The sequence below is a fragment of the Thauera aromatica genome (genome assembly GCF_023093595.1).
Lineage (GTDB): Bacteria > Pseudomonadota > Gammaproteobacteria > Burkholderiales > Rhodocyclaceae > Thauera > Thauera aromatica_A.
In genome coordinates this window covers 1-11687 of record NZ_JALLIK010000062.1, presented here as the reverse complement: position 1 = coordinate 11687, position 11687 = coordinate 1, and the positions used below count along the sequence as shown (strand labels likewise).

Genomic DNA, 11687 nt, shown 5'->3' with positions numbered 1-11687 from the left:
TGATCACCTCTGATCCTCTGCCTCAAAATGAGGCAGAGAGGTTAAACACCCTGGTCAGTTTTCAGCCGGAATTCACCCCTCTACATGGTCAGTTTTCGGCCGGCGCCAACACCACGACATCCTGTCCGGCGCCATCGGCCTCACCCCCGGCCACCCAGACTTCCACAGTGCCCAAACCCGCCTCGGCTACATCATGGCGCGCCTGGGTTGGCACAAACAGCGAATGGCGAAGGGGCAGCGGCGGTATGTGTATGTAAGGCCAGAGCGATAGGCGTAAAAAAGCCCGCCCGAGAAGGAGCCTGGGCGGGCTTCGTACTGCTTAAAACAGGGTCAGTTGCCCCGGATGCGAGCGCCAGTGGGCGCATACATGTTCGCGGTTGCCGAAGCGGGTGCGAACGTACGCGCGCACGCGGACGGTCTTGCGGCGTTGGATGAGACGTGCCGACATGTTCGTGTCCTCATATGAATAAGGAACGAAGGCAATATCCAGCCCACGATGCATCGTCGTGATACCATTAGGTATTACTTGTCCAACCAAGTATGCGTCGCGGGGGCAGAGGGGTGCCCTCACCACCGTGCCGGTGGCAGAAGAGCGTTGGCGCGCTCGACTACCACATCAAGTTGTACCGCCTAGGCCCACAGTTCATGTCTTACCAGGACGCTTCTGAACTGTGGGCTTTCCTTTGCTGGCCTCGAATGGGCGGTGTATCACTCGAGGCCGCGTGCATGCGCGGTGTTCATCGTTTCTCCATCATGCTTAGTCGAAATACCTGCGAACTTCGCCCTTGAGGTTGGTGAGCAGCCGCCAGTTTCCGGTCTCATGACGTACGCGGCCGGCCACAATGGCTGGGTGGATGCGTAGCTTTCTGGCCAGAGCAAGGGCGTTTTCCGCTGTCGGTACGGTTCTGACGGCAGATTGCTCCCACTCGTTGGTGGGGATAAGTGCTTCGCTCGCGCCTGCATCGGCTTGCCGCTCTGCCTCTTCGTTCGAGCGGGTTTTGTCATCCAGATTGTCTGCGATGAACAAGTGCGAGGCGTTCAGGTGCTTTTGCACGTGCACCAGCTCATGCAACAGTGCAAACCAGAAGTTGTCGACCCGGTCGTAGCGAAGCGTCAGTGCCACCACCGGCGTTTCGCCATCAAGCATGGCCGCGCCGTCGAGGTAGGTTTTCTTGAAATGCTCCTCGATCACGAGCGCGATGCCGCTTTGGGCGAGGTACTCTTGTGCAAGCTTAGGCCCACTGTCAAAGGCGGAAAGCCGGACCAGTTCCTGCAGCCAGTCGGCGGTGATCACACCCGGCTTGTACTTGCCGGTCAGGGCAATTTTTCGACTCTTCTTCAGCACGGCAACTCGCCAGACCAGCAGGGCGTATTCGTCCATGGTCCGCGCTCCACTCTGCTGGAGCGGTGCGCGCAGTAGCGCGGGCTCTGGTCCGTCGGGCGAAACGCCATGCATGAAACCGCGTACGAGTTCTTCCGCCTTCGCTTTTGCGAGCTTGATTCCGCCGGCAAACTTCCCGAAGTACCCGCGATCGAGCATTTCTGCCAGAGGGAACTTGCTGTAGTCGTAGTGCGGTGTTTCGGAGAGGTCGATGTCTTCGTTGTCCGAGCCGCTCAGCAATACGTCTGCTGGGATATCCAAGGCACGGTGAAGCTTCCGGATCATGGAAAGGCTCAGCGGCCGCTTGCGTGCCAGCACCTCGGACACCTTGGGTATTGAGCCGATGAACGGTTCCAGATCCTTCTTGCTCAGCCCTCGCCGATCCATTGCCAGCAAGATGGCATCGATGGGGTCGATGACGGCCGGCGCAACCTTGGTGCGCTCATAGTCGGCAATGACCACTGCAAGCAAGTCGAGCGCGGCTTCGTCATCGGACCCGGCTGCAATGTCTTGGTCCATGAGAGCCGACAGGCGAGCCAGCGCAGCATGATATTCACGCTCCGTCTTGATTACCCGTACTTGTTGATCCATTTCAGCTCCCCTCTCGCCAAATTGTCGGCATGCGTCGTTCAAAAATCCTGCTTGTCGTACTCTGCATGTGTGCCGACCCACTCGATCAAAACGATCCCGTTTTGATACTTTGCCTTCACCACCAGCCTGTAGCTGTTTCCCTTGATGTTGAAGATCACCCGGTTGTCCGCCAGGAAACTGGCGCTCGGGTATCGGTTCTTCACATCCTGCGGGCCTGACCATTGCGCACGTTCGACGTCCACCTGCCACGCATCCAGCGGCCGACGCGCATCCGCATGTGTGCGCTTAAAGGCATCCAGCAGGATCTGGCCGAGCAGTCGCATGAGGTTTGTTAGTTTCCCTGTTGGTGCGGATTATAGCGTTCCCGTATTGTCGCGCAAGTACATTTCCCTTTTTGGGAAGTTTGTAATTGTTGTGCGGACCAACGAATTGACGGAACTGTCAAGGTGAACTGTTCACCTGAACAGTTCCGCCCGCCGCCGGCACTCTGGCCGGCATGGGAATCTACAGCCACCACACCGTCGAACAACTCCACCAGCTGCGTGACACCCTCACGCAATCGCTGCACGACCGTCTGACCAAGGCCACCACCGCCGCCAGCGGTGACCGCCGGGTCCAGTTCGACCAGCAGACCGCCGAGATCCGCAAGGAGATTGCCGCGGTCTGCGCCGAGCTCGACGTGCGTGCCGGCACCCACGTCCACCGGCCCATCTACCTGGTGTGAGCATGGCACGGCGGCCCGGCAAACCTCACCTCACGCTCCGCACCCAAGCGGGGCAGGGTGGTGCGGCGCTGGCCGGGCAACACCAGTCCGCCGGGTACGATCTCGCCACCGCCGACTGGAATCCTGTTGCCGGCAGTGCGGATGCCGATCTGCTGCCGGATCTGGACACGCTCACCGCGCGCTCCCGCGATCTCGCCCGCAACAACGGGCTGATGGGCGGCGCCATGCAGACGATGCGCGACAACATCGTCGGCAGCGTGCTCAAGCTCTCGGCCATCCCCGATTACCGGCTGCTGGGCTGGACGCGCGAGCAGGCCCGCGAGTGGGCCAACAACACCGAAGCGCATTTCCGCAGCTGGGCCGCCACCTCCGAATGCGATGCCGGCCGCACGCTCAACCTGTTGGGCCTCACCTTGCAGGCCCTGGGTGGCGCCATGCTCGATGGCGACGCCTTGGCGCTGCCCCTGTGGTTGCCGCGTTCCGGCAGCGCCTGGAACACCCGCCTGCTGCTGGTGGATGCCAACCGGCTCTGCACGCCCACCAGCATGATGCATCGCGACGACATCCGCGCCGGTATCGAGCAGGACTACTACGGCGCCCCGGTGGCCTACCACATGCTGGAACGCCACCCCGCTGACGCACTTGCAGGCTTCGGGCTGGGCAGCGCGCACACCCAGCGCTGGGCCCGCATCCCGGCCTTCACCGCCTGGGGGCGGCGCCGTGTCATCCACCTGCACGACAAGGAGCGCACCGGCCAGAGCCGCGGCAAGCCCATCGTTTCAGCGGTGATGCGCGAGTTCCATATGGCGGGCAAGTACGCGAACAACGAGCTGCAGGCCAGTCTGGCCAACAGCCTGGTCGCCGCCTTTTTGGAATCCGACCTCAGCCCCGATGCCGCCGCCGCGCTGTTCGGCGACAGCCCCGAGGGCGTGCGCGAACAATGGAACACCTCGGTGCGCCAAGCCCGCAGCATCCGCAAGCTGCAGGGCGGGGCGGTGATTCCGTTGCCGGTGGGTGCGCGCCTGTCCAGCTTCGCCCCCGGCCGCCCGAATCCGGCTTTCGAGGCGTTCATGCTGGCCTCGCTGCGCCACATCGCCGCCGGCATGAACCTGCCTTACGAGCTGCTGCTGAAGGACTTCAGCAAGAGCAACTACAGCAGCGCCCGCGCTGCGCTGCTCGAGGCCTGGCGCTACTTCAATGGCCGCCGCCGTTGGCTGTCCGACTACTGGCTGCAGGCCGTATACGAGCTGTGGCTGGAAGAGGCCGTCAACGCCGGCCTGGTCGAGGCCCCGGACTTCTACCGCAAGCGTTACGCCTACTGCCGCGCCCGCTTCATCTTCGGCGGCAAGGGCTGGGTCGATCCGGTCAAAGAAGTGCAGGCGGTGGTGCTGCGCATGGCTGCCGGGCTGTCGACGCTGGAAAAGGAATGTGCCGAGCAGGGCGAGGACTTCGAAGAGATCCTCGACCAGCAGGCCATCGAGAAGGCGATGAAGGAAGTGCGCGGCCTCTCTACCGCCACCCCCGATGCAACCCGCCGCAGCGGTCTAGCCCGGCGTGACACCGAAGCTGCGGGCGACGACACCGCCTCTGCAGGTCCCGACGACGAAGCCGACGACGGCCCCTCGTCGGACGCCGCCAGCGCTGCGGCCTACCACGACACCATCGCCATGCTCGGCCAGGAGGCCGTCACGTCATGAAGTATCCGCACCTTGCCGCGCGCGTGTTCAACACACCGCTGCTTATCCACCCGCAAAAGCTCGACGCCATCATCGCCGGCCTGGGCGGTCGCCTGCTCGATACCGACCTGTCCGGGGTGGCGCACGCCGTGCAGGCGTCTGCACTGCCGGCGGAACTGTTCAGCACCCGCCGCGTGGAAGACAAGGACCGCCGCCCCGGCTACGCCATCATCGACGGCGTGGCCGTCATCTACGCCAGTGGAGTGCTGGCCCATCGCGGCCGCTTCGTCATGGCCAGTAGCGACCGCATCCTCGGTTACAACGACCTGGCCGCCGCACTCGAAATGGCCCAGGCCGACACCGACGTACACGCCGTGCTGCAAGTGTTCGACACGCCCGGTGGCGAAGCGCAAGGCGCGTTCGAGTACCACGACCGCCTGCGTGAGATGCGCGGCAACAAGCCCGTGTGGGGCATCGCCGACGGGCTGGCCGCATCCGCCGGCTACCTCGCGGCGGCGGGCCTGGAACACTTCGCCATCACCCGCACCGGCTACGCCGGGTCCATCGGCGTGGTCATGCGCCACGTCGATCTGTCGCAAGCCCTGGCGCAGGAAGGCATCCGCGTCACGCACATCTACGCCGGCGACCACAAGGTGGACGGCAACCAGTTCGAACCGCTGCCCGACAGCGTGTGCGCCGACCTCCAGGCCGAAATCAACGACCTCCACCAGATGTTCATCAGCGCCGTGGCCAGCGGTCGCGGCCTGGACCCCGAGGCGGTCCGCAAGACCCAGGCGCAGACCTATCGCGGCCAGGCCGCCCTCGATGCCGGCCTCGCCGACCGCATCGCCACCACCGATCAACTCATCGCCGAACTGGCCGGGCTTCGTGCCCGGCCGCATCCCGTCGGGCAGTCCGCCCGCATCACTGCTCAACAAGGAGACTCCCTCATGAGCGAAACCCCCCAGGCGGGCACCACGACGCAGCCCGCCACCCCGCCCGCCGTGCAGGCGGCCTCCCCGAGCCCTTCGCAAGCGGATCTGGATCGCGCCCGCGCCGAAGGCGTGGAGCAGGGCACCCAGGCCGAGCGTGCCCGCGTTGGCGCCGTGCTCGCACATCCGTCCGCGTCCTGCTCGCCGCTGGCACTGCAGTGCATCAGCACCGGGCTGACCACCGAGCAGGCCACCGCGGTGCTGGGCGCGGTGCCTGCGGGCGCACCCGTTGCGTCCGCGCCCAACAACGCCTTTGCCGCCGCGATGGCCGCCATACCCAATCCCGGCGTGTCCGGCATCGAGGCCGCCGCCGCCCCCGAAAACACCGAAGCCGCCCTGGCCGCCAGCATCGTCGGCCTGATCGGCAGCGCTCGCCAATAAGGAAGCATCGCCATGGACTACAAGGCCAAGTTCGCCACCGAAGGCGCTTATGCGCCCGACGGGCTCATCGCGGGTAACGCGCATCTGCTGGTCGCCCGCAAGGTGACGGTCAAGAGCGGCCAGAACCTCGTGCGTGGTGCCGTTATCGGTAAAGACGGCGACGACAAGTATCTGCTCAGCCTCTCTGCCGCCTCGGATGGCAGCCAGACCCCCGACCTGATCATGGCCGAGGCCTGCGACGCCAGCGCCGCCGACAAGCAGGCGCTCGCCTACGAGCGCGGCGACTTCAACGCCAACGCACTCACCCTCGGCACCGCCCACACCGTCGCCAGCATCCGCGACGGCCTGCGTGCCAAGGGCATCACCATCCTGCCGGCCGTGGCCGCCTGACGAGGAGTATTAGCATGGACATTTTCACCATTGGCGTCCTGCGCCGGGTCGTTGAAGCGCTGCCCGAGCCGCAACCCTTCTTCCTCAACAGCTTCTTCCGCGAAGAGCAGCGCGAGGACAGCGAGGAAATCCACTTCGACCTCGACACCGGCAAGCGCCGCATCGCCCCCTTCGTCGCGCCGATCGTCGCCGGCAAGGTGGTGCAGTCGCGCGGCTACGTCACCAAAACCTTCAAGCCCGCCTACGTCAAGGACAAGCGGGTGTTCGATTCCTCGCGCCCCTTCAAGCGCGCCATCGGAGAGCGCATCGGCGGCGAATACAGCCCCGCCCAGCGTCAGCAACTGCTGCTTGCCCGTGACCTGCAGGACCAGATCGACATGCTCACCCGTCGCCTGGATGTGATGGCTGTCGAAGCCCTGCGCACCGGCAAGGTTGTCGTCAAGGGCGACGAGTACCCCGAAGTCGAGGTGAACTTCCAGCGCCACGCCGACCTGACCAAGGCACTCACCACCACCGCGCGCTGGGGTGAAACCGGCGTAAAGCCGCTGGACGATCTGCAGACGTGGTCGCTGCTCGTCTCGCAACACTCCGGCGCCACCGCCAACACCGTGGTGATGGATCTCAAGGCCTGGCAGCTCTTCAGCGCCGACGCCGACGTGCAAAAGCTCCTCGACCGCTTCCGCGGCCGCGACCAGCTCAACCCTACCGTCACCGGCGAGGGCGCCCGCTACATGGGCAACGTCGGCGACTTCGACATCTGGGTGCACACCGGCTGGTACGAACACCCGGACACCGGCGCCGTCACCCCTTACCTGCCGGACCACACCGTGCTTGTCCTCAGTCCGGATCTGGACGGCGTGCGCTGCTTTGGCGCCATTAAGGACGAAGAGGCCGGCTTCCAGGCGTTGCCGTACTTCCCCAAATCCTGGCTCGAGAAGGACCCGGCCGTGCGCTACCTGCTCATGCAGTCTGCGCCGCTGCCGGTCCCGTACCGCGTCAATGCGTCCTTCTGCGCCGCCGTGCGCTGATCGGGGAGGGTGACATGAAGCTCATCGCCAAAGTCACCCTCGTCACCGGCGCGGGGGACATCCCGCCCGGCGGCGAGATCGACGTGAAGGACAAGGCCGAAGCCGAGTCGCTCATCGCGCGTGGATTCGCCACGCCCGTCCGCACCGCCTCGCCCAAGGCCGAACCCAAGGGCGAAGACCAGGGCGAAGCCGGCCTCGAAGGCGAGGGCGCCTGACCATGACCCTCACCGCCCCCTTCGCCGACATCGAAGACATGCTCACCGGAGCCACCTTCGCGCTGCTCTCCAATGTCGTCGTCACCCCGGCGACGGGCGGCGAGTTCCTTGCCATCTTCCGCCTCGCCGACACCGATCCGCTCTCGCCCCCGTCCATTGTGGGGGACTACGAGCTGCGCTATCCGCTTGCTGACGCCACGCTTGTGCCGGGTGACATCCTCACCCTGCGCGGCCAGCAATACCGCGTCGCCGACGATCCCTACCGCCTCGCCGACGGGCACGAAGCCGTCGTCCGCCTGCGCGAGGTCGCTGCCTGATGTTCGCCCTCGAATCCCCCATCCTCGCCCGCCTCGCTGCCGATCCCGCCCTCTCAGGCTGGGCCGTGCGCAGCAGCGCCGCCGAGACCTCCCGTCGTCCGTTGCCGGCCGTCGAGGTGCGGTGCGAGGGCGCCGACATCGCCGACGCACGCAACACCGCCGTCGCGGTAGGGGTCGCCTGGGGCGTGCACCTGGTGACCCAGTACAGCGCGGCCGCCATGGGCGAACTCGATGCCGCCTTTGCCGCCGTGGTGGCCAGCCTGCACAACTGGGCGCCCGGCACCCAGGGCGGGCGTGCCTGGCAGCGGCTGCTACTACAGCAGGTCCAGCGCGAAACCACCGACCAAGGCCTCGTCGCCTACAACCTCATTTTCAAAACCGCCGCCCGCTACGACGGGCAACCGTAACAACAGGAGCCCGTCATGGCACTGATCCACAGCAGCAACGAATACCAGATCCCCCGCGGGCGCCTGTACTGGGACCCGCGTGACGCCGCCACCGACGCCCTGACCGGCGAGGAAGAATTCGGTAACTGCCCGTCCTTCACCATCGCCATCGAAACCGAAAAGCTCGAACACTTTTCCAGCCAGACCGGCTTGCGCGAGAAAGACGACTCCCGCGTCGTTCAGGTCGACCGTAGTGCCACCGTCACCTGCGACAACGTCTCCTTCGACAACCTCGCCAAGTACCTTTCCGGCCAGGTTGAAACCGTCTCGCAAACCTCCGACGCCGTCACTGCCGCCACCCTGGCGGTCATCCCGGGGCGCTTCTACCAGCTCGGCCGGTCCGACACCAACCCCGCCGGCGACCGCAACATCAGCAGCCTCGTCATCACCGACAGCACCGCCACCACCACCTACGTGGCCGGCACCGACTACGCCGTTGACCTCGTCAAAGGGCGCCTGCAGATCATCGATGCCGGCAGCATCGTCGCGGGCGACATCAAGGTCAGCTACAGCAAGGCTGCCAAATCCTGGAAGCGCATCAAAACCGGTGCGGCCTCCGAGCTGCGCGGGGCGATCCGCGTCGTTTCCGACAATGCCGGTGCCACCAACCGCGACTACTACATGCCTCTGTGCATCCTCAAGCCCGCCGGTGAGCTGCCGGTGATCGCCGAAGAGGCCGAGTACGTGACCATGGAATTCGAGCTCGAAGTCCTCACCCCGCCCAACGGCGCCGCCATCTACCTCGATGACGCCCCGGTCGCCGAATAAGCCTGCCGCCAGACCAGAGCGCCTTGCCGCAGGGCAGGGCGCTCGAGCCTGCCAACTGCCGACCCCGCCCGCCATGCCCACAACGCCCTCTCCGCGCCCGGCGTGCGCGGCCCGCCCAACCCCCGCCCGCCCGCAGGAGCGCCGATGACCGACCGCATCGTCACCACTGCAAGCTACACCGGCAGCGGCGTCTCCATCGTCAGCGCGCTCACCCTCACCGACCTCGGCATCCTCATCGGCATCGCCACCGCGCTGGCGACGCTGCTGCTCAACGGCGTCTACCACTACCGGCGCGATCGCCGCGAGCGCGAAGCGCACGCCATCCGCCTGGAAGTGCTGCGCGGCGAAGCCGAAGACCGCCGCCGCGCCACCCTTCCGGTTGCCCTCGACCGCCGCCGACCCTGCGACGACATCGCCGACTGCCCGTACAGCCATGATTAAGCGCTCCCTGGTCGCCTCCCTGAGCCTGTCTGCCGCGGCGCTGGTGGGGATGGCGGTGTCCGAGTGGTACGTCGGCGAGGCCATGATCCCGACCCGGGGCGATCGACCCACACTCGGCTTTGGCTCGACATTCCACGAGGACGGCCGCCCAGTGCGGCTGGGCGAGCGGACAGACCCGGTGCGCGCCCTGGTGACGCTGCAGGCCCACGTCTCCAAGGATGAGGCTGCGTTCCAGCGCTCGCTGCCTGGCGCCAGCCTCACGCAGGGCGAATACGACCTGTATATGGACTTCGTCTACCAGTACGGCACCGGGGCCTGGAGCGGATCGAGCATGCGCCGCCGCGTCCTGGCGCAGGACTACCGAGGGGCCTGCGATGCGCTGCTCCTGTGGCGCAAGCAGGCCGGGCGCGACTGCTCTCTGCCGCAAAACTGGGGGCCGCAAGGCTGCAAGGGCGTGTGGACGCGCCAACTCGAACGGCACGCGAAGTGCCTCGCCGAGCAGGAGGGCTGAATGCCGACCGCCCAAATCACCGACCTCGCCGCCTGGAAGGCCGCCCACGCCCGCCCGATCGCCGACGCCTGCCGCTGGTCGGAGGCGATCGAAACCCTGTGGCTCGCCAACCTGCGCATCGGCTTTGCCTGGCAGCGCACGCTCCTGCGCGCACTGGGGGCGCGATGACCCAGATCACCATCATTGTGCTGTGCATCGTGCTCGCCGCCTCCCATGTCGGCGCCTACTTCATGGGGCGCGACGCCACCGCCACCGCCCAGCGCGACCAGGCGCTCGCCTACGCCGGCGAGATCGTCCGCCGCCAGGGTACCGTCGACGCCCTCGCTGCCGACCTCGAGGCCGAGCGCCAGAAGCGCATCCCCAAAAACCGCACCATCACCCGCGAGGTCGTCCGCTATGTCGAACTCCCTGCCGCTCGCCGCTGTACTCTCGATCCTGCTTGGCGCCTGCTCCACGACGCCGCCGCCCGCCTGGCTGCTGCAGACGCCGCGCCCGTTGCAGACGCTGCCGCACTCGACACCGTCGCCGCCAACTACGAACAGTGCCGGGACACCCACGCCCAGCTAGTCGGCTGGCAGCAGTGGTGGCGCGCAGTGCAGACGTCTGCACGGGCAGGGGAGTGAGCCGTGTCCAGAAGTTCCCATCCTAGCTCTGCCGTACTTAATCGCAACCTGACCGAACAAGCAGCCTGAGTGCGGAGAGATCATGGCGAACCCTGAAACCAAGATCATCATCGCGGCCGAGGACCGCGCATCTGCCGCATTCAGCGCGCTGGGGGAAGAGGCCAAAAGCGCGTCCGCCCAGCTCAACGATCTGGCGGAAGAGGCTGGTCAGCTTGCCGCCGAGGGCGGCCGCGCAGCACCGGCATTTACCGCGCTCGCGGAAGAGATGCGCTCCATTGGGTCGCGGCGCGACCTTGTAGAGCAGTTCGCGGCGCTCAAGCGTGAAACGGCAAATCTGGATCAGTCGTTGTCTGCCGCGGCGTCTGGTGTGGATCGCCTTGCATCCGAAATGGACGGCGCCCGCACCGCGACGGCCTCGGCTGCTGCCGCGCAAAGCGCAGCCTCCGCGAATTTGACGCAAGCCAAATCTCGGTACGAGGCTCTGCGCAACGAGGTCAAAGAGGCTGCCGAGTCCCTGAAGCAGCTTCGTGCCGAAGCCAAGGCGAGCGGAGCGCCGACGCAAGAGTACGCAGACAAGATCGCAGCAGCAGACCAGCGCCTTTCCAGTTTGCGTCAAGAGGCAAAAGGGGCTGCTGCCTCTGTTACCGCATTGCGTCAACAGTACTCGGAGTCGGCCCGCGCTACCGGCGAGGCAGAGCAAGCCGAACGTGCGATTACAAACGAATACAAGCGCACCGTCTCTGAGGCGGGAAAGCTCTCGGTTGCGCTCGGCGAAAAGAACCGTGCACTAAACGCGACGCGCTCCAGTTTGGATGCGGCCGGTGTCAATACGGCAAACCTCGCCACCGAGCAAAAACGCCTTGACTTTGCGACCCGCGATGTAGCCAATCGATTTGACACGCTCCGCGGATCGGTACGTAGCGGCGCAGGGGCAATCGACCAGGCGGGAGACTACGCCGCCGATGCTGCACAAAAAATGGGGCTGCTCGACCGTGCTGGCGCTGCCCTCAACACGCAGATGGGCAAGGTCGCAGCGGCCGTCGCGGGCGCGTTTGCAGTGGATCGGCTCATCGGTTTTGCTGCCGGACTAGCGTATCTGTCCGGAAATCCCCGTTCTTCCGCAGGCGCCCGCATTGATGGATCGTTGTGGCTCCTTGAATAGCGGAGCATGCGACGATGGAAGGAGAGTTGGGTTCGGATGGC

The 11687-nt window shown here is 65.7% G+C and carries 17 protein-coding genes; 14 read left to right on the top strand and 3 right to left on the bottom strand.

What is annotated here, in order from left to right; genetic code table 11:
• Positions 1-319: 319 nt before the first annotated feature.
• From MXC99_RS16885 to MXC99_RS01120, 3 genes are all read right to left on the bottom strand, one after another.
• Positions 320-448 (bottom strand): hypothetical protein, encoded by a 129-nt coding sequence (locus MXC99_RS16885; protein WP_268810549.1) that lies wholly within the window; start codon positions 446-448, stop codon positions 320-322.
• A 309-nt stretch (positions 449-757) separates the two neighbouring features.
• Positions 758-1972 (bottom strand): ImmA/IrrE family metallo-endopeptidase, encoded by a 1215-nt coding sequence (locus tag MXC99_RS01125; RefSeq protein WP_247723792.1) that lies wholly within the window; start codon positions 1970-1972, stop codon positions 758-760.
• 38 nt (positions 1973-2010) lie between these two features.
• The gene (locus MXC99_RS01120) at positions 2011-2295 is read right to left on the bottom strand and encodes a type II toxin-antitoxin system HigB family toxin (RefSeq protein ID WP_075148989.1); all 285 of its coding nucleotides are present in this window, start codon (positions 2293-2295) and stop codon (positions 2011-2013) included.
• Positions 2296-2468: 173 nt separating this feature from the next.
• On the opposite strand from MXC99_RS01120, the gene MXC99_RS01115 reads away from it, so the two are divergent.
• The 14 genes from MXC99_RS01115 (at position 2469) to MXC99_RS01050 (ending at position 11646) form a co-directional block, all read left to right on the top strand.
• Positions 2469-2696, top strand: a complete 228-nt coding sequence (locus tag MXC99_RS01115) for a hypothetical protein (RefSeq protein ID WP_247723791.1) — start codon at positions 2469-2471, stop codon at positions 2694-2696.
• Positions 2697-2698: 2 nt separating this feature from the next.
• On the top strand, positions 2699-4393 hold the full coding sequence (locus tag MXC99_RS01110) for a phage portal protein (protein ID WP_247723790.1): 1695 nt from the start codon (positions 2699-2701) through the stop codon (positions 4391-4393).
• Positions 4390-5745: a S49 family peptidase gene (locus tag MXC99_RS16880; RefSeq protein WP_282100114.1), complete on the top strand. Its 1356-nt coding sequence runs from the start codon at positions 4390-4392 to the stop codon at positions 5743-5745. Before MXC99_RS01110 ends, MXC99_RS16880 begins: the two co-directional genes overlap by 4 nt.
• Positions 5746-5757: 12 nt before the next feature.
• The gene (locus tag MXC99_RS01100) at positions 5758-6135 is read left to right on the top strand and encodes a head decoration protein (protein WP_247723789.1); all 378 of its coding nucleotides are present in this window, start codon (positions 5758-5760) and stop codon (positions 6133-6135) included.
• Between the two features lie 14 nt (positions 6136-6149).
• Positions 6150-7163 (top strand): major capsid protein, encoded by a 1014-nt coding sequence (locus tag MXC99_RS01095; RefSeq protein WP_247723788.1) that lies wholly within the window; start codon positions 6150-6152, stop codon positions 7161-7163.
• Positions 7164-7177: 14 nt separating this feature from the next.
• Positions 7178-7378 (top strand): hypothetical protein, encoded by a 201-nt coding sequence (locus MXC99_RS01090; protein ID WP_247723787.1) that lies wholly within the window; start codon positions 7178-7180, stop codon positions 7376-7378.
• Positions 7379-7380: 2 nt separating this feature from the next.
• Positions 7381-7695: a head-tail joining protein gene (locus tag MXC99_RS01085; RefSeq protein ID WP_247723786.1), complete on the top strand. Its 315-nt coding sequence runs from the start codon at positions 7381-7383 to the stop codon at positions 7693-7695.
• Positions 7695-8102, top strand: coding sequence for a hypothetical protein (locus MXC99_RS01080; protein WP_247723785.1), 408 nt, complete (start codon positions 7695-7697; stop codon positions 8100-8102). Before MXC99_RS01085 ends, MXC99_RS01080 begins: the two co-directional genes overlap by 1 nt.
• A gap of 15 nt (positions 8103-8117) precedes the next feature.
• Complete coding sequence (locus tag MXC99_RS01075) at positions 8118-8909, top strand: hypothetical protein (RefSeq protein ID WP_247723784.1); 792 nt, start codon at positions 8118-8120, stop codon at positions 8907-8909.
• Between the two features lie 144 nt (positions 8910-9053).
• Complete coding sequence (locus MXC99_RS01070) at positions 9054-9350, top strand: HP1 family phage holin (protein ID WP_247723783.1); 297 nt, start codon at positions 9054-9056, stop codon at positions 9348-9350.
• The gene (locus tag MXC99_RS01065; RefSeq protein ID WP_247723782.1) at positions 9343-9861 is read left to right on the top strand and encodes a glycoside hydrolase family protein; all 519 of its coding nucleotides are present in this window, start codon (positions 9343-9345) and stop codon (positions 9859-9861) included. The genes MXC99_RS01070 and MXC99_RS01065 overlap by 8 nt, the downstream gene beginning before the upstream one ends.
• A complete protein-coding gene (locus MXC99_RS01060; protein WP_247723781.1) occupies positions 9862-10029 on the top strand; it encodes a hypothetical protein in 168 nt (55 codons plus the stop codon).
• The gene (locus MXC99_RS01055; RefSeq protein ID WP_247723780.1) at positions 10026-10484 is read left to right on the top strand and encodes a hypothetical protein; all 459 of its coding nucleotides are present in this window, start codon (positions 10026-10028) and stop codon (positions 10482-10484) included. The genes MXC99_RS01060 and MXC99_RS01055 overlap by 4 nt, the downstream gene beginning before the upstream one ends.
• Before the next feature lie 82 nt (positions 10485-10566).
• Entirely contained in the window at positions 10567-11646 is a 1080-nt protein-coding gene (locus MXC99_RS01050; protein ID WP_247723779.1) for a hypothetical protein, read from the top strand.
• Positions 11647-11687: the final 41 nt, after the last annotated feature.